The sequence below is a fragment of the Mesorhizobium sp. M0998 genome, from assembly GCF_040318885.1.
Lineage (GTDB): Bacteria > Pseudomonadota > Alphaproteobacteria > Rhizobiales > Rhizobiaceae > Mesorhizobium.
The window spans coordinates 124,308-141,662 of the sequence record NZ_JAMYND010000015.1; the positions used below are offsets into that span (position 1 = coordinate 124,308).

At 64.2% G+C, this 17,355-nt stretch carries 17 protein-coding genes and 1 pseudogene; 10 read left to right on the plus strand and 8 right to left on the minus strand.

Annotated elements, in window-relative coordinates; all coding sequences use genetic code 11:
* Positions 1 to 28: 28 nt before the first annotated feature.
* Entirely contained in the window at positions 29 to 1,234 is a 1,206-nt protein-coding gene (locus NKH59_RS16735) for a multidrug effflux MFS transporter (RefSeq protein WP_023676705.1), read from the minus strand.
* Between the two features lie 168 nt (positions 1,235 to 1,402).
* Between NKH59_RS16735 and NKH59_RS16740 the strand changes: the two genes are divergently transcribed.
* From NKH59_RS16740 to NKH59_RS16755, 4 genes are all read left to right on the plus strand, one after another.
* On the plus strand, positions 1,403 to 2,092 hold the full coding sequence (locus tag NKH59_RS16740) for a TetR/AcrR family transcriptional regulator (protein ID WP_352456524.1): 690 nt from the start codon (positions 1,403 to 1,405) through the stop codon (positions 2,090 to 2,092).
* A gap of 134 nt (positions 2,093 to 2,226) precedes the next feature.
* Positions 2,227 to 2,763, plus strand: a complete 537-nt coding sequence (locus tag NKH59_RS16745; RefSeq protein ID WP_352539556.1) for an SspB family protein — start codon at positions 2,227 to 2,229, stop codon at positions 2,761 to 2,763.
* A gap of 18 nt (positions 2,764 to 2,781) precedes the next feature.
* On the plus strand, positions 2,782 to 2,985 hold the full coding sequence (locus NKH59_RS16750; RefSeq protein WP_023676708.1) for a DUF4169 family protein: 204 nt from the start codon (positions 2,782 to 2,784) through the stop codon (positions 2,983 to 2,985).
* A 20-nt stretch (positions 2,986 to 3,005) separates the two neighbouring features.
* A complete protein-coding gene (locus NKH59_RS16755) occupies positions 3,006 to 3,227 on the plus strand; it encodes a ribbon-helix-helix domain-containing protein (protein ID WP_352539555.1) in 222 nt (73 codons plus the stop codon).
* 44 nt (positions 3,228 to 3,271) lie between these two features.
* Here the strand turns inward: NKH59_RS16755 and NKH59_RS16760 are convergent, their stop codons facing one another.
* Positions 3,272 to 3,514, minus strand: coding sequence for a hypothetical protein (locus NKH59_RS16760; protein WP_502904267.1), 243 nt, complete (start codon positions 3,512 to 3,514; stop codon positions 3,272 to 3,274).
* An 86-nt stretch (positions 3,515 to 3,600) separates the two neighbouring features.
* Here NKH59_RS16760 and NKH59_RS16765 point away from each other — a divergent pair.
* Positions 3,601 to 3,906: pseudogene (locus NKH59_RS16765) on the plus strand (MarR family winged helix-turn-helix transcriptional regulator); the annotation flags it as partial.
* An 11-nt stretch (positions 3,907 to 3,917) separates the two neighbouring features.
* Here NKH59_RS16765 and NKH59_RS16770 read toward each other — a convergent pair.
* Both NKH59_RS16770 and NKH59_RS16775 read right to left on the minus strand, forming a co-directional pair.
* Positions 3,918 to 8,039 carry an AsmA family protein gene (locus NKH59_RS16770; protein ID WP_352539554.1) on the minus strand — a complete coding sequence of 1,374 codons (4,122 nt, stop codon included), beginning with the start codon at positions 8,037 to 8,039 and terminating at the stop codon, positions 3,918 to 3,920.
* Positions 8,040 to 8,133: 94 nt separating this feature from the next.
* Positions 8,134 to 9,549: an FAD-binding oxidoreductase gene (locus NKH59_RS16775; protein WP_352539553.1), complete on the minus strand. Its 1,416-nt coding sequence runs from the start codon at positions 9,547 to 9,549 to the stop codon at positions 8,134 to 8,136.
* 119 nt (positions 9,550 to 9,668) lie between these two features.
* Here NKH59_RS16775 and NKH59_RS16780 point away from each other — a divergent pair, with 119 nt between their 5' ends.
* Positions 9,669 to 10,154 (plus strand): thioesterase family protein, encoded by a 486-nt coding sequence (locus NKH59_RS16780; protein ID WP_352539552.1) that lies wholly within the window; start codon positions 9,669 to 9,671, stop codon positions 10,152 to 10,154.
* Positions 10,155 to 10,301: 147 nt separating this feature from the next.
* Positions 10,302 to 10,499, plus strand: coding sequence for a hypothetical protein (locus NKH59_RS16785; protein WP_023676715.1), 198 nt, complete (start codon positions 10,302 to 10,304; stop codon positions 10,497 to 10,499).
* 72 nt (positions 10,500 to 10,571) lie between these two features.
* Here NKH59_RS16785 and NKH59_RS16790 read toward each other — a convergent pair whose 3' ends face one another.
* Positions 10,572 to 11,051, minus strand: a complete 480-nt coding sequence (locus NKH59_RS16790) for an Lrp/AsnC family transcriptional regulator (RefSeq protein ID WP_352471646.1) — start codon at positions 11,049 to 11,051, stop codon at positions 10,572 to 10,574.
* A gap of 90 nt (positions 11,052 to 11,141) precedes the next feature.
* Between NKH59_RS16790 and NKH59_RS16795 the strand changes: the two genes are divergently transcribed.
* Positions 11,142 to 12,050: an EamA family transporter gene (locus NKH59_RS16795; protein WP_352539551.1), complete on the plus strand. Its 909-nt coding sequence runs from the start codon at positions 11,142 to 11,144 to the stop codon at positions 12,048 to 12,050.
* Here NKH59_RS16795 and NKH59_RS16800 read toward each other — a convergent pair whose 3' ends face one another.
* On the minus strand, positions 12,051 to 12,950 hold the full coding sequence (locus NKH59_RS16800; RefSeq protein WP_353022397.1) for a dienelactone hydrolase family protein: 900 nt from the start codon (positions 12,948 to 12,950) through the stop codon (positions 12,051 to 12,053).
* A 59-nt stretch (positions 12,951 to 13,009) separates the two neighbouring features.
* Positions 13,010 to 13,384, minus strand: a complete 375-nt coding sequence (locus NKH59_RS16805) for a hypothetical protein (RefSeq protein ID WP_352539549.1) — start codon at positions 13,382 to 13,384, stop codon at positions 13,010 to 13,012.
* Here NKH59_RS16805 and NKH59_RS16810 point away from each other — a divergent pair.
* Entirely contained in the window at positions 13,383 to 13,814 is a 432-nt protein-coding gene (locus NKH59_RS16810; protein ID WP_023721154.1) for a hypothetical protein, read from the plus strand. The two genes, NKH59_RS16805 and NKH59_RS16810, sit on opposite strands and share 2 nt — an antisense overlap.
* Positions 13,815 to 13,824: 10 nt before the next feature.
* Here NKH59_RS16810 and NKH59_RS16815 read toward each other — a convergent pair whose 3' ends face one another.
* Positions 13,825 to 16,137: a glucose/quinate/shikimate family membrane-bound PQQ-dependent dehydrogenase gene (locus NKH59_RS16815; protein ID WP_353022399.1), complete on the minus strand. Its 2,313-nt coding sequence runs from the start codon at positions 16,135 to 16,137 to the stop codon at positions 13,825 to 13,827.
* A gap of 252 nt (positions 16,138 to 16,389) precedes the next feature.
* Here NKH59_RS16815 and NKH59_RS16820 point away from each other — a divergent pair.
* Positions 16,390 to 17,355, plus strand: a 966-nt coding sequence (locus NKH59_RS16820; RefSeq protein WP_353022401.1) for an ATP-dependent helicase, incomplete at its 3' end; no start/stop codon positions are given.

Sequence of the window (17,355 nt, forward strand, 5' to 3'; positions counted from 1 at the left end):
CCGGCCTTTTTGTCTCGATAAGCGAAGTTTACTCCGCCGGCGCTTCCGCGACGTCCCGGCTGCGGCCGAGCGTTATTTTGGCCAGTGTGAAGGAGATCGCCGCGCAGAGCGTGATGCCCGCCACCATCGGCAGCGGCGTGCCGTCGAAAAACACGCCGGCGACGCCCATGGCGACCGCGCCGATGGCGAAGTGCAGCGTGCCCATCAGCGCCGACGCGGTACCGGCGATCTCGCCATGCTCTTCCATGGCCAGCACCGACGTCGTCGGGATGACCAGGCCGAGAAAGCCGTAGCCGATGAACAGCAGCGCCGCCATCACGTCGAGCCGGTCGACACCCGATGCCATCACCGCGAACAGCACCACCATCGTCGTCGCATAGCCGGTCACCGCGACGCGCACCACGCGCTGCAGCCCGAACCGCTCCGATAGCAACCCGGTCAGCTGCGACATGCCGATGAAGGCAACCGCATTGATCGAGAAGAACACGCTGTAAACCGAAGGCGACAGGCCATAATGGTCGATCAGGATGAAGGACGAGCTCGACAGATAGACGAAGAAGCTCGCAATGCCGAAGCCGGCGATGGCCGTCAGGCCAAGGAAGTTGCGGTCGCCCATCAGGAAGCGGTAGCCGGAAAGTGCCGTCCCGAAGGACGACCCGGCGCGCTCCTCGACCGGCCGTGTCTCCTTGAGCGAGGTCGCCAGCAGGATGGTGGCGAGCACGGCCGCGCCCGTCACCGTCCAGAACACGGCGCGCCAGCCGAAATTCTCGATGATCTGGCTACCGGTCAGCGGTGCCAGGATCGGCGACACCGAAAACACAAGCATCAGCAGCGACATCAGCTTGGCGGCCTCGGTGCCGGTATGCAGATCGCGCACGATCGCGCGCGGCACGGCCATGCCGGCGCTGGCGCCGAGCCCTTGCAGGAAGCGGAAGGCGATCAGCCATTCGATCGAGGGAGCCAGCGCCGAGCCGACGCCGCCGACCATGAACAGCGCCAGGCCGCCGTAGAGTGGCAGCTTGCGGCCGACCATGTCGGAGATCGGTCCGACGACGATCTGGCCGAAGCCCATGGAAAGAAAGAAGATCAGCAGGCTCATCTGCACCGCAGCAGTGCCGGCATGCAGATCCTCTCCGATTGAAGGCAGGGCCGGAAGATACATGTCGATGGCAAACGGGCCGATCGCGGACAATAGGCCGAGCACGACCGCAATGCGGAGGAATTTGGCGTTCATGATAGCAGGCTCTTTCGAATTCTGGTTGCCGCCGAGGACCGGCGTGTAACCCTAGGACGTTCCATCCCGTGGAGTTCCGACTCTTCTGCGGAACGAAACCCCCTTCGTGCGAGTCCACAAATTTAGACAGGCTTGTCTAATTCGTCAACCACCTCTATATAGTTTTGCATGAAGGCCAACGTCTCTCCTGACATTTTCCCGCCGCGAGGCCACGAGGCCAAGCGCATGTCGATTGTCGATGCCGCCGCCTCGGTCTTCTGCCGCGAAAGCTTTGCCGGTGCCAATATCGACATGATTGCCGCCGAGGCCGGCGTCTCCCGCCAGACCATCTACAATCATCACGGCGACAAGGAAAAACTCTTCGTTGCCATCGTCCGCGACCTCACCGAACGTTGCAATGCCGGCATCTTTGCCACGATCTCCACTTTTCCCGATCAGCCGAAGGATCTCGAGGCCGACCTCATCGCCTTTGCTGTGCGGATGAACCACAACTGCATCTGCAACCGCGACGGCAAATTCCTGCGCAAGCTGATCCAGACCGAGGGCGGGCGCTATCCCGAGTTGTTCGCCGAATGGCGCGAAGAGGGACCGGGCAGGACATGGCCGGCGATCGCCGCCCGCTTCGCCCGCCTCGCTCATGCGGGCTTCCTTGACATCGACGATCCCGATGTCGCAGCGCGCCAGTTCATGGCGCTTGCCAATGCCGAGTTGCAGACGACGTTCATGCTCGGCGGCACGCCGACCGAGGACGAGGTGGTGCAATCGGCGACAAATGGCGTGCGCACCTTCCTGCGCGCCTTCGGCAAGCGGCAGCCTATGGCCCGGGCGAGCAAACAGGGCGCGCTCGCCAGCGCTTGACGATCAAAGCCGTTTGGCGATCAAATCGTCGCCAATGGGCTTCGCTTCCGCACGCCGGCGATCTATATCCGGTTTACGCCGCGCTCAAGCTTGATTACAGCTATCAGGACGATTCAACGGAACCCGACAGCCACATGGCCGACGACCACATCCGCTACGACATTCTGGCCCAGGAGGCGTTGCGCGGCGTCATGCGCAAGGTCCTGGCCGAAGTCGCGCGCACCGGTCTCCCGGGCAACCATCATTTCTTCATCACCTTTCTCACCGGCGCGCCGGGCGTGCGCGTGTCGTCGCGGCTGCGCGAGCGCTATCCCGAACAGATGACCATCGTCATCCAGTTCCAGTATTGGGACCTGAAGGTGAGCGACACCGGCTTTGAGGTCGGGCTGTCGTTTTCCGACGTGCCGGAGAAACTGGAAATCCCGTTCTCGGCCGTACGCGGCTTTTACGACCCGTCCGTCAACTTCGAGCTCGAATTCGACGTCAAGACCGATACCCCGGCGGAACAGGAGACAAAGGCCAAGCCTGCTCCCGAACCGCTGGCCATCGTCGCCGAGAAAAAGCCCGAGTCGAAGAAGAAAACCGCCGAGGCGGAAAAGAAGCCTGCCGCGGCCGACGCCGTCGCCAAGGGCGCCGACGTGGTGTCGCTTGACGCCTTCCGCAAGAAGTGACCCGACGGGCGGCGTGACATGGCCGAGATCGTCAATCTCCGTCAGGCACGCAAGCAGAAGGCGCGAGCCGAGAAGGAGCGCCTGGCCGAACAGAACCGGGCGCTGCATGGCCGTTCCAAACCCAGCCGGGATCGCGACCGCCTGATCGCCGACAAGGCCGATAAATTCGTCGCCGGCCATCGCCGCGAAAATTCGGGCGATTCGGACAAATCCGATGCTTGAAGTGTGAGTAGGATCGTCTCGTGAGCCCGGTGGAAAAGCGCTCGGTCACCATTCGCGGCCACCGCACCAGCTATTCGCTCGAAAAGCCTTTTTACGACGACCTGGTCGCCATCGCGGCCGTGCGAAAACTGACGCTCGCCGCCCTTGTCGCCGAAATCGACGAGAGCCGTCCGCGGGATGCCAATCTCTCCTCGGCGCTCCGGCTCTATGTGCTGGATTGGGCCAAGCGCAGCAAGTTGTAGCCTTCAGGCAACGCTATCCTGTTTCCTGCGCCGGATACGGAAGCTCAGCAAAGCCGAGCGGTCGCGTTCTTCGGCCTGCCAAGCGGCGTATCCTGCAGTTTCAGGTCGGCGAGCGTGAACTGGCCAAAATAGGCGATGTTCGTGGCAAGCCGGATCAGCTTCAAGAGGGCAATGCCGGCAAACAACCCCGCCGTCGCAACCACCACCGCTATGCCGGCAATGAGCAGCACCCGGGCATCGGTGGTAAAATCGCGCAGATGGCTGGGGTTGGCGTGATCGGACTTCATTTGCAGACCTTGCTTTCTGGCGGCGTGCCGACTTGCGGATGGGTCGCCGGCCGTGCCACCGAAGATGGCGGGCACGAGCGATGTTGGTGACACCACGCCAGCATCAGGCCCTGCTTGCAATCAAAGGGTTCCCCGGCGGAGGGCCAGTGACCATTGGCGACCTCGCGGAGCGCCTGCGCATCCGCCATCACAGCGCAGTGGAATTGGTCAACCGTCTTTGCGAAGCCGGGCTGGTCGCGAGGGACCACGACGAGGAGGACCACCGCCGCGTGCTGCTGCGGCTGACCGAGCGCGCCGACGACAGTCTCGCCGATCTGTCAGCCGCTCATCTCGACGAACTCGGGCGGATCGAGCCGATGCTGAAGCGCTTGCTTGCTGGAGGCGACACATAAGGGATGCGCCGTCACCCGCCATTCAGCGATTTCAGCAGATCGTCGATCGACGAGGGATCGAGCTTGAGCTTTGGCGGGGGCTGCACTGGCGGTGGCACGTTGTTTGCGGCCGGTGGCTCCCGTTCCGCGCGCTCCGCCGCGGCCTTGCGTTCGGCGTCGAGCCTTGCCTTCTCTTCCGAGGCGATCCGCAACGCCTCTTCCGCCCTCTGGCGTTGCTGTTCTTCGGCCTGCGCGGCTTCCTCGGCAGCCTGTTGCGCCGCCTTGGCTTTGGCTTCGGCATCCGCTGCGGCCTTTGCAGCCGCCTCGGCTTTCGCCCTGGCCTCGGCTTCGGCTTTCGCCGCTGCATCCGCCTTTGCCTTGGCTTCAGCCTGCGCCCTGGCCTCCGCTTCGGCTTGGGCCTGCGCCTCAGCTTCGGCCTTTGCCTTGGCGTCCGCTTCAGCTTTCGCTTTGGCCTCAGCCTGCGCCCTCGCCTCCGCATCCGCCTGTGCCTTGGCGTCCGCTTCAGCCTTCGCCTTGGCTTCAGCCTGCGCCCTCGCCTCGGCTTCGGCCTGGGCCTGAGCCTCGGCTTCGGCCTTTGCCTTGGCGTCGGCCTCGGCCTTCAGCCGCGCTGCTTCCTGTTGCCTGCGCAGTTCCTCCGCCGCTCTTTCACGCTCGGTTTGCAGCGCAGCGTAGTAGCGCACCTCACGCCGCAGCCTTTGTTTCTCGAGCAGTGCGGCTTGCATGGCTTCGACCCGCTGCTGCTCCTTTTCCAGCGCACGCTGGGTCAGGAACTGTGCCAGCGGCTCGCTGTCGAACTGCCGTTTGGTGGCGCCAAACGGCCCGTCGACGCTGAAATTCAAAATCGGTTCGGAGCCGACCAGCGCCTCATCGCCGGGCCGGTAGGCGATCTCGCCCTTGGCATCGACGGTGCTGGTGTTCAGATCGGCGGTGATGTCGGCGGACAGCGTCGCGCCCGGGCTTTCGAATTTGACCGGCGGCGCCCTCAGCGTGCCGCCGGCGATGGTGAAGGCAATATCGGTGTCCTGCGCCGGAAAACTGCCCGCCGCGGCGATCTGCGGCACAAAGCCGGCGGTGTTCGACGCGTCGATATCGCGCCCTATCGCGTCGGCCTTGGCAATGAATGCGCCAAAGGCATCGGGATTGAAGCCGGCAATAGTCATGCCCTTCAGCGTCGCCGTGCCGGAACCGGACAGCGCCGCAACCATCGCGTCGACCGATTTGCCGCTGGTCGAAAGCGCCGTCGAGAACTCGCCGCTTCCGCTGATGCCGGCCTCCGGCAGCACGGCTACCAGATCGGCGCCGGCGAGTTTCATCTGACTGGAGAAAAGCCCGGTGCCGTCATTGTTCTTGAGCTCGAACAGGCCACTCAACGCGCCGCCGAGGAACTTTGCCTTGAGGTCGGAAACGCGGATGCCCTCCTGGTCGAGCTGCAGCGACAGCGCAGCGTCATAGGCGGTGGCAAGCGGGCCGGCGGCAAGCGACGCCGCCGTCAGATCGAGATCGGCGGTAAATGGCAGACTGGATTTCTGGCTGAACGGTGCTGTCGGCCAGGTCCTGTCATTGACAAGGAAGGCCTGGTCACCGAACAGCATCACCGCCATCGGATCGAGGTCCAGCTCGTCCAGCGACAGCGCGCCGGCAAGATGCGGCAGCCCCTCTTTGATGTCGATATTTACGTCACCGGAGACCGCCGCTTCGTTGACGGCGCCGCTGAGGCCGCTCAGCACCAGGAGACCATTGCCGTAATCGGCATCGGCTGCAAGCGACGTCGACATGCCGGTGCCCATGCCGGGCAGGCCAACGCCGGTCGTCATCAGCCATGGCTCGATGTCGGCCGTTTCAAGGCTGACCTTGCCCTTGGCGGCCGCGCCTTGAGCCGTGTCGGCAATTGTCCCGTCGAAACCAGCTTTGAAGTCGTTGCCGGCCAGGCTGAATCGTGTCGCCAGGCCACCGCCAAGCGTGCCTTTGGCCGAGACCTCGGTGGTCGCCTCGCCGAGCATGCCGAGTGGCAGCGCCGGCAAACCGTAAAGCGCCAGCAGCGCCGTGGCGTCGGCATTCCTTGCGTTGAAGGTCAGCGTCACCGGCGCTTCGAGAGGCCGGTCGAGCGCCCCTTTGCCGGATAACGACGCCGAAAAGGCCGAGCCACCGGCCTTGCCCTGTGCGCTCATTGCCAGTCCAGTCGTACCGTCGCCATTGTCTGCGGCACTCGTGACCGCATCGATACGCGCATCCTGGAACAGCTCGGGATAGGCAGCAGCACGCTCCGCCAGGCCCTTCAGCACTGCATTGTCGGGATAATGCTGGACGGCGACGTCGATCAGCGGCTTGAGGTCGACGGCGACCACCGAGGCGTCGAGCTTGCCGGTCGGGCTCGCCGGGAAATCCTTGATTCGACCGGTAGCGCTGATCGAGGCGCCGGCAAGTCCGCCGACCGACAGGCGATCGATCTCAAGCAGCCCATCGCGCAATCTAAGCGCGGTGTCGACGCTATCGGCGGTCAACCCGCCGGCGCTGACCGGCCCGGCCTTGATCTGGAAATCGAGGTCGCGGTCGGAAAAACGGTTGGCGCCCTTGTCGCTGACGAAGATCGAGGCGAAGGCGGCGAGCCCGTCGACATCGAGTTCGCCACCTTCCAGTTGCATCAGCACCGATGGCCTTGTGTCGTCGGGCTGGCTGGAATCGATGCGGCCGGAGAACTTCGCCTTGCCGAGGATGAGTTCGAGATCGCTGAAGGCCTGGTGCTTCTCGCTCAAATCCACCTTGGCCTTGAAGCCGGCGGCCGGCAAGCGGCGGATCGCCTCGTCGACGTCCTTCGACAGCCATGCGGCGAAGCCGGAGGGCTGCGCCACCGCCAGAAGCAGCGATCCGGTGAAACCGAAATGGTCCTCGACGCTGACCATGCCGTTGGCTTCCAGCTTGGCGCGGCCGGGCAGCGTGGCGGCCAGCGATTTTACCGCCCAGCCGCCCTCGGCTGGCTCGGCGGACAGGTGCACGTCGCGAACGGTGGTATCGCCTGCCACCACCGCCGGCAGTTTCACCTCGACCGTGCCCGGTATGGTCGGCCTCGGCAGATCGAGCAGCGCCTGCTCCAGCGCCGCCACCCGCTCGGACAGCGTCAATCCGGCACCGGCCGCCGCCCCCACGGCCTCGTCGAACTGCACCTGCGCGCCATTGGCCTCGATCGAGAAATGCGGCTTCAGCCCAAGATCGACCGCAGCCTTGCCGTCGGCGGTGTAGGGATTGTCGCGTGGCCCGGTCTCGAAGCGGAATTCGTCGACGCCGAGCTTCTGGTGGTCGAGCGAAAACTTGCCGTTCAGCCTGAAGCCCGGGTCCGGTTTGCCGGCGCTGACTTTCAGCGCCTCGCCGCCGGTGCCCAGCTGCCGCGCCGCAGTCTGGTCTGCGCCCGATATCTTGAACTGGCCCGAATAGACGGCGGCGCCCTCGACGAGGCCCACATTGCCGTCGGTCTCGATGACCAGCGGATAGGCGTCCGGATCGGCCTTGAGCCTGAGCCGCATTTGCCCGTCCGGTTCGGCCTTGCCGGTGGAAGCGGCGATCGTGGTCCGCAACCCGTCCAGCAACAGCGAGCCGTCCAGCCGCCAGGGGCCGGCCAGCGACTTGGCCGAGATCGTCGAGTTGATCTCGGAAATAAGATGGCTGCGCCCGCCGGCGGCGTGGCTGAGCGCGATCTGTCCTTCCGTCACCGTCAGCTTCTCGATGGAGATCTGGCCGGGATCGAAGGGCGAGGACGGCCGTATCGTCCAGTCGACCGTGCCGTCGGCGGCGATGTCAATCGTCGCCTTCGGCCGCACTAGGCGCATGTCGAAGATCAGCACCTCGCCGCGCAGGAATGGCGCGAGTTCTGCATCCATCGAAAAGGTTTCGACGGTCATCGCCGGCTGGCCGTTAGGGCCACCGGCAACGGCGACGTTGGAAAAGGTCACCGAGGGGAACGGCAACAGCCTTGCCGTCGCATCGCCTCGCACGGTCACCTTGCGGCCCAGGACGGCACTGGCCTCGCGCTCGAAATCGGCACGGTAACCTGTCCAGTCGACAAAGTACGGCACCACCAGCGCCGCACACAGCACCAGCACAAGAAGCCCACCGAAGATCACGAACAGGCGTGCGAGCATGAACTCCTAGACAGTTGATAGTAAAGTCAGTGGCACTCTACCCGCATCAGCGTGTCGATAAAGAGGCAAATCGGGGCGCGGCAGCGGCCTAATGTCAGTCCTTTCCCGGCAGTATCTTCCCCGGGTTCATGATGTTCAGCGGATCGAGCGCCTGCTTGATCGTGCGCATGATGTCGACGCCATGGCCGAGCTCATGCCGCAGGAAGCCGATCTTGCCCTGCCCTATGCCATGCTCGCCGGTGCAGGTTCCATCCATGCCGATTGCCCGCATGTTCAGCCGCGCCACGAATTCTTCCGTCTGCGCGATCTCCTTCGGATCGTCCGCGTCCATCAGCACCAGCACGTGGAAATTGCCGTCGCCGGCATGGCCGACGATCGGCGCGACCAGTCCCATCTCGGCAATGTCGGCCTCGGTTTCGGTCACGCATTCGGCAAAGCGCGAGATCGGCACGCAGACATCGGTCGACAGCCCCTTGGCGCCGGGCCTGAGCGTCAGCGACGACCAATAGGCGTCGTGCCTGGCCTTCCACAGTTTCGTCCGCTCCTCGGCGACGCTGGTCCACAGGAACGGGCCGCCGCCATATTCCTCGGCGATCATGCCGAAGGTCTCGGCGTGCTCGGCAACGCCGGCATCACTGCCATGGAATTCCACGAACAGGCACGGGCTTTCGGGGTAGTCGAGCTTCGAATAGCTCTTCATCGCCCGCATCTGCAGCGCATTGACCAGTTCGATGCGCGCCACCGGAATGCCCATCTGGATCGTTGCGATCACCGCATTGCAGGCCGCCTCGACGCTGGGAAATGGGCAGACGCCGCCGGAGATCGCCTGCGGAATACCTTGCAGCCTCAGGGTCAGCGAGGTGATGATGCCGAGTGTGCCTTCCGAGCCGATCAGCAGCCGCGTCAGATCATAGCCGGCCGAGCTCTTCTTGGCGCGCTTGCCGGTCGTCACTGCTTCCCCGTCGGCCATCACCGCCGTCAGCGACAGGACGTTCTCGCGCATCGTGCCGTAGCGCACCGCGTTGGTGCCCGACGCTCGTGTCGCCGCCATGCCGCCGAGCGAGGCGTTGGCGCCCGGGTCGATCGGAAAGAACAGGCCGGTGTCGCGCAGATGCCGGTTGAGATCCTCGCGCGTCACGCCGGGCTCGACGGTGCAGTCGAGGTCCTGCGGATTGACCGCAATGATACGGTTCATGCGTGACGTATCGAGCGAGATGCCGCCGCCCGGCGCATTGGTGTGGCCTTCCAGCGAGGAACCGACGCCAAAGGCGATCACCGGCACGCGATGTGCCGCGCATGCGCGCACGATCTCCTGCACCTCCTCCGTCGTCTCGGCAAAGGCGACGCCGTCCGGCGCCTGCGTCGGGATATAGGTCGTGGTGTGCGCGTGCTGGGCGCGGATCGCCTGGCCGGTCTGGAATCGCTCGCCGAGCCGCTGCTTGAGGATGCCGAGTACGGCGGCAATGCCTTCTTCGTTGCGCTCGACCGGATTGAGGTCGCTTAGAGCCATCGATTCCTCCGCGAATGGACCAGCGTCCACCCTTGTTCTGCATCTACGGATGCGTAGTCTCACCAACCACGCTCTGTCCAGTCCACGCTCATCCCGGCATGACGAGAAGGAAGTTTCCGATGCCCATCCCCGCCCCTTTCGTCTCCCGCGCCATGGACATCGAGGAGGCCTGGATCGACTACAACGGCCATCTCAACATGGCCTATTACAACGTACTGTTCGACCGGTGCTCCGACGAAGCCTTCGAGATGATGGGGATGGGGCCGGATTACGTGAAAGAACGACGGCTGACCATCTACACCGCGGAAGTCCATGTCTGCTACGTCCAGGAGTTGCATCTCGACCACAAGGTCACCGTTTCGTTCCAGCTGCTGGACCATGACGACAAGCGGCTGAGGGCCTATCAAGAAATCCGCCATCTCGACGGTTGGCTCGCCGCCACTTCAGAAACATTGTCGCTGCACGTCGACATGGCTGGCCCGAAGGTAGCGCCCTTCCCCGCCGACGTCCTGGCCAGGGTGGAAGCGATGCGCGCCGCCCATGCCGCCCTGCCGATGCCGGAGCGCGCCGGCCGCTCGATCGGTATTCGTCGTAAGCCGGCTTGAACCACGGTCCAACCGCCGTTAACCTTACCGAGGTTTTAACGTGAACAAGCCGAATTGAGACGTTGAACGACTCAGCGCGGCGTTGGAAAACCGTCCGCATCGAATTGCGATACGGGCGGCGGAGCAGCAGCGGTTCGGGGAACGTGCATGAAAACCGATATCAAGGTCGAGGCGGACAGGCTGGCGGCTGACCCACGCATCACCGACTATGATTTCTGGCGCTCGCTGAAGAACCTCAACAACGAGATCTTCCACATCGCCAACAACAACGAGCCGATCCCCTTCGCCATGATCCGCTGGCGCGCCATCCTGAAGCAGGCGCGGATGAAACGCGGCCACGCCTGAACGGTGGGGGAAGAAACAGACCGGCCGTCCGGTTTGCATTTCTGATGATGTGCTGACGAACGATCCCAAGTGTCAAGGCAGCCGCTTCACCGCCCCCAGCGGCGAACGCGCCACGACAGGCGATGATTGGATAATCGCCGTATTGGTCATCGCGAACGGAATGATCCGGTCGATCACCCGCTCGAGCTCGGCCACCGAGGCGACATGCGCCAGCGCGATGAAACAGTCTTCACCGGCGACCCGGTCGCATTGGGCGATTTCCGGTAGGTCGCGGATGATTTCGGCCACGACAGCGAGCTGGCCCGGCACCGGCCTGATCCGCAGCCACGCCGACAATTTCATGCCGAGCGCGGCCGGATTGATGCGCACCGTGTAGGCCTCGATCACGCCGCTCTCCTGCAGCCGCTTGATGCGCTCGGCCACGCTCGGCGCCGACAGGCCGACCGACCGCGCCAGTTCGGCGGTGCTGGTGCGCGCGTCCTTTTCCAGCAGGCGCAGGATTTTCAGGTCCGCCGGATCCAGATCGCTATTTTCATTTCGAAGGCGTTTCAGCGGAATGCTCCTTTCTTTCGGAAAGGAAATGGCCGAAATGCCCGGCCATTATCCATATCAATGGCAAAAATCGCCTGCGATACTGATCCCATGCAAGATCGGACGCAAGCCCCCGCAGCAAGTCCGGCACTCGCCGGCCCCGCCTTTATCTTGGCAAACGCGGTCCCGCCGCATCTCTGGTTCGGCGTCAGCGCCGTGTTCCACTATCTCGGACCGGCCTTCGCGGTGCTGCTGTTCCCGCATGTCGGCGTGCTCGGCATGGCGTGGCTGCGCATTGCCACCGCGGCGCTCGTCTTTGCCCCGCTGACCCGACCGTGGGCGGTCTTCGCCCGCGCCGATCGCTCGACGCAGTTGCTGCTTGTGGCCTTCGGCGCCTGCCTTGGCGTGATGAACTGTTCTTTCTACCTGGCGCTCGATCGGCTGCCGATCTCGCTGGTGGCAGCGATCGAATTCGTCGGCACGATCGGCGTCGCGCTTGTTGGTCTCAGAAGCCCGCGCAATCTCGCCGCCCTCGCAATCGCTGTCGCCGGCACCCTGTTGCTGATCGACGTCAAATGGTCGAGCGATCCCGTCGGCCTGTTCTGGGCCTTCCTCAACGGCACGCTGTTCGTTGGCTACATCGTTCTTGGCCACCGCGTCGCGCGCGCCGGCGCTGGTGACGGCATCGCCGGGCTGGGTGCCGCCATGGCGGTCGCCCTTCTCGTCGTTCTGCCGATCGGTTTCGCCGATGCTCTGCCGGCTTTCTCGGCGCCGCCGCTGCTGCTTGCGGGGGTCGGCGTCGGCATCTGCTCGTCGGTCATTCCCTATATTTGCGACCAGCTTGCCATGTCGAGGCTGCCGCGCTCCAGCTTCGCGCTGATGCTGTCATTGCTGCCGGTCACCGCAACGTTGATCGGCGTCATCGTGCTGCGGCAGGTGCCGAGCCTCACCGACTGCCTTGGCATCGCCCTGGTGGTGGCCGGCGTCGCCCTTCACAAACCGGCGCCGGCGCCGGACTGATCAGGCCAGTTTCTCCTTGAGGAAGGCGATCGTCCTGCCCCAGGCGAGGTCAGCCGCCTGCTTGTCATAGCGGGCCGCCGACGTGTCGTTGTTGAAGGCATGGTTGGCGCCTTCATAGACATAGACCGAGTATTCGACATGGGCCGCGTCGAGTGCCTTCTTGAAGGCATCGATGCCGGCATTGGTGCGGGTGTCGAGCCCGGCATAATGCAGCATGAGGGCGGCCTTGATCTTCGGCACGTCCTCGGCCTGTGGCTGCATGCCGTAATAGGCGACGGCGGCGGCGAGGTCCGGCGCGTTGACGGCCAGCATGTTCACCGTGCCGCCGCCCCAGCAGAAGCCGACGGCGCCGACCTTGCCGTTGCCGTCCTCGTAGCCTTTGAGGTAGGCGACGGTTGCCACGGCATTGGCGGCGACCTGTGCTGGATCGAGCTGGGAAAACAGGTCACGTGCCCTGTTTTCATCGTCCGGCGTGCCGCCGAGCGGTGTCATGAAGTCCGGCGCAAGCGCCACGAACCCTTCCAGCGCCACGCGCCGCGCCACATCGCGAATATGCGGGTTGAGACCCCTGTTCTCGTGCACCACGATGACCGTGCCAAGCTTGCCGGTCTGGTCCGCCGGCATGACCAGATAGCCCTTCATCTCGCCGGCGCTGCCGGGATAGCTGATGTCCTTGGCTTTCACCCGCGGATCGTCTTCCGCCACGATTGCCGCCTGGGCCGAGTTCGCCGCCAGCAGCGGCGCGATCGCGGCAGCTGCCGCACCCGATCCGGCAAGCCTGGTCAATTGCTCCATGAAGCGCCGTCGGTCGAGCGTCAGATGCGTGTATTCGTCATAGGCGTCGATCATCGCCTGGGTAATGACAGGCTCGGCGGCAATGGGTCCGGCAGGTTTTGTCATGGCGCGCTCCTCGTCGGCGCCCCCCGCGGCAACATAGAGCCGAAGCTTGCCTGGTCCAGTCACGGCTGAGTGAGGCTGCCGTAAGTCCCTGCACGACGCCGTGATGCCGCGCGCCGCACTGTCGTTAAATTTTGGTCCTTTGTGGCAATGCTAAATGCACGCACCACGATGTAAAAAGAAGTTACCGGGCTATGCCTCACTCGGGCCATTTGGCGAACGACAATGGCCATTTGGCGGGAAAAGAATGCCTGATTGACGACGAAGGAATATGCCATGACCTTTCCCTCCCCGCTTCTGGCAAGTGGGTTCGCCCTCGCCGCTATGGCTTTGCTGGCGCTGCGGTTCACTGCCTTCACCGCATTCAAACGATCGTTGATCAAAATCCGCGCCAACCGGCACCCGCCCGCAAACACCAAAGCCTGAGGAAAGGTCATGGACGTTCAGGACATCATCAACACCGTCTCCCAGAAATCCGGTCTCAACCAGGCTTTGACGGAAAAGATCGCCGGCACGATTTTCTCGGTGCTCGAACACGAGGCGGAAGGCACGACCCTGTCCAGCTTCTTCGCCAAAATCCCGGGAGCCGACGCCCTGGCCAAGCAATATGATGTCATGGCTCCCGGCGCGGCTTCCGGTGGTGGCCTCCTGTCCTCGCTGGAGGGCGCGCTCGGTGGCGCTCTCGGCGAAAAGACCGGCGCGCTGATCAACGGCGTCGCCATACTCAAGGCATCAGGCCTTACGCTCGCACAGATCAGCCAGGCCGGCACGATGCTGGTCCAGCAGGCCGAGGCAGCCGCCGGCCCGCAGCTGACCAGTGAGGTACTTGCATCGGTACCCGACCTGAAAGGGCATCTCGGGCTCTGAAGGAACTTCTCTATTTCGGCAGCGTATAGGCCATCACATAGTCGCCCGGCTTGGTACCGACCGAGCCGTGGCCGCCGGCAACGATGACGACCAACTGCCGTCCGTCGGCTACCGTGTAGGTCATCGGTGTCGACTGCCCGCCGGCCGGCAGCCGCGCCTGCCAGAGCTGTTTGCCGGTCGTCAGGTCATAAGCGCGCACATAGTCGTCGACCGCCGCACCGAGGAAGGCGACGCCGCCGGCAGTGATCATCGGCCCGCCAATGCCGGGCACGCCGACCTTGAATGGCAGTGGCAATGGCGTCATGTCGTAGACGGTGCCGTTGCGATGCTTGTAGACGATCTTGCCGGTCCGAAGGTCGGCGCCCGCCACATAGCCCCAGGGCGGCGCCTGGCAGGGAATGCCGAGCGGCGACAGGAACGGCTTCAATATCACTGCGTAAGGCGCACCGTCATTGCGGTTCAGGCCCTGTTCGCTGCCCTTGGTGTCGCCGGGCGGCGGCACGTCGGCGCGCGGCACCAGCTTGGAGATGAACGCCAGGTATGTCGGCATGCCGAACATCACCTGCCGGACCGGATCGACTGCCACGCCGCCCCAGTTGAAGGTGCCGAAATTGCCGGGGTAGATCAGTGAGCCCTGCAGCGACGGCGGCGTGTAGCGGCCCTCATAGCGCAACTTCCGGAGCTCGATCCGGCAGGCCAGCTGGTCGAACATGGTAATGCCCCACATGTCGGCACCGGTCAGCGGTTTCGGACTGAAGCTGAGATCCGAGACCGGCTGCGTCGGCGAGGTATGGTCGCCCTCGATCGCGCCGCCCGGTGCCGGCACTTCCTTGACCGGAACGATCGGCTCGCCGCTGCGCCGGTCGAGCACATAGAGGTCGCCCTGCTTGGTCGGCCCGACCAGCGCCGGCACCACGCCACTTTCCGTGGTGATGTCGACCAGCGTCGGCTGCGCCGGCACGTCCATGTCCCAGAGATCGTGGTGCACGGTCTGCCGCACCCAGCGCAATTGTCCGCTGTTGAGATCGAGCGCGGTGATCGACGAGGAGAATTTCTCGTCATTGGCGCTGCGCCCGGCGCCGAGCTGGTCCGGCGTCTGGTTGCCGAGCGGCACATAAAGCAGGCCGAGCTTCTCGTCGGCGCTTGCCGTCGACCACATGTTGGGCGAGTTGTTGGTGTAGGTCTGGTCCGGCGGCAGCGGCGTCGTCTGGTCCGGATTGCCGGAATCCCAATTCCACAACAGCGCGCCGGTGTCGGCATCGTAGGCACGGATGACCCCGGACGGCTCCTGCGTCGAATAATTGTCGTTGACCGCGCCGCCGACGATGATCTTGTTGGCGACGATCAGCGGCGCCGAGGTCGAATAATAATAGCCCGGCTTCGGATATGGCATGTTGGCGAGCAGGTTCAGCGTGCCGCCTTCGGCGAAAGTCGGGCAGACCTGGCCATTCGCCGCATCGAGCGCGATCAGCCGGGCGTCGGATGTCGGCAGGTAGATGCGTGTGGCACAGGGCTGGCCGGCGGCGACCTTGGCATCGGCATAATAGGACACGCCGCGGCAGGTCTGGTGCTGGCGGTCCTTGTTGAGCTTGACCTGCGGATCGAAGCGCCATTTCTCCTTACCGCTCGCGGCATCGATGGCGATGGCGAAATTATGCGGCGTGCAGATGTAGAGCGTGTCGGCGATTTTTAGCGGCGTCACCTGATAGGTCGTCTCGGCGATGTCGCCGGGCCCTTTCACGTCGCCGGTGCGATAGGTCCAGGCCGGCTGCAGATTGGCAACGTTTTCGGCGGTGATCTGGTCGAGCGGCGAATAGCGCTGGCCGTATTGCGTGCGACCGTAATAGTGCCATTCGCCAGCCGGCACGTTGCCGCCAAGATCGGCCGTCGGCGTCACCTTGTCGGTGTTGAGTTCACCCGCAATATCCTTTGGATCGGTCGTCATCGAATAGCCGGCGACGGCAAGCGATGCCAGCACGGCGAGGATCAGCGGCGCGCGTCCGTCGGGACCGGTAAGCCCGCGCCGCGCCCATGGCGTCAACAGCCATAGCGCGACAAGCACGATGATGCCGCCGCGCGGGCCGAGCTCCCACCAGTCGAAGCCGATCTCCCAAACCGCCCAGGCGAGCGTGCCGAGCACGATCGCCGCGTAGAGCCACAGCGCCGTGGATCTGCGCCTGTAGAGCAGCCAGGCCGCGACAAGGAAAGCTAGACCGACGATGACGTAGTACCAGCTGCCGCCCAGCGTCACGAGCCAGATGCCGCCGCCGCCAATCGCCAGGCCGATGAGGAAAAGGATCAGGGAGGTGATGACCACAGCCAAGACGGTGCTCCTTCGACTGGTGCGCTCCGCGACGCGTCCATGGGCAACCCCGCATTGCGTTCCTGCCCCCACGCAACTTTCTCCGGCCCGCTTCCACTGTCAAGCAAGCTCGGCGTTTTACGGTGCCGGCCCATCGCAAGCCCGGCGTTTTGGTTAGCAGACCCATCCAGATTGTGAGTCCACCGACTGGACAGAGAACAAAACGGAGACACTTCTGGCCTTTCGCTGCCGAATCACTACATTCGGGGGGAGATGTCCGGCTTTTCGGAAGACATGCCCTTTTTTGACGAACCGAACGCGCGGCCCGTGGCCCCGTCGGGCATTGCCGCGCGCGCCATGGCTGCCCGCAGCAACCAGAACAACGCGCCCGATTATCTCAACGGCCTCAACCCCGAGCAGCGGCTGGCGGTGGAAACCACCGAAGGCCCGGTGCTGGTGCTGGCCGGCGCCGGCACCGGCAAAACGCGCGTCCTGACCACCCGCATCGCCCACATCCTTGCCACCGGCAAGGCTTTCCCCTCGCAGATCCTCGCCGTCACCTTCACCAACAAGGCGGCGCGCGAGATGAAGCAGCGCATCGGCCTGTTGATCGGCGAAGGCAATGTCGAGGGCATGCCGTGGCTCGGCACCTTCCACTCGATTGGAGTGAAGCTGCTGCGCAGACATGCCGAGCTGGCCGGGCTCAAATCCGACTTCACCATTCTCGACACGGATGATGTCGTGCGCCTGATCAAGCAGCTTATCCAGGCCGAAGGGCTGGACGACAAGCGCTGGCCGGCCAAGCAGTTCGCCCAGATGATCGACGGCTGGAAGAACAAGGGCCTTGGCCCCGCCGACATCCCCGAGGGCGATGCCCGTGCCTTCGCCAACGGCAAGGGCCGCGAGCTCTACAAGGCCTATCAGGAGCGGCTGCAAACGCTGAACGCTTGCGACTTCGGCGATCTCCTGTGCCATCCGATCCGCATCTTCCGCGCCAATCCGGACGTGCTGAAGGAATACCACAAGCGCTTCCGCTACATCCTCGTCGACGAATATCAGGACACCAACACCGCCCAGTACATGTGGCTGCGGCTGCTGGCACAGCGGCCGCAATCCTCCCCCCTTGAGGGGGAGGTGCCCGCGCACGGCGGGGAGGGGGTTTCCGCAGAAGGCGCCGCGATCACGTCGAGGCCGCGCCCCCGGTGGATAAACCCACGAGCACGGAACCCACCACACCGC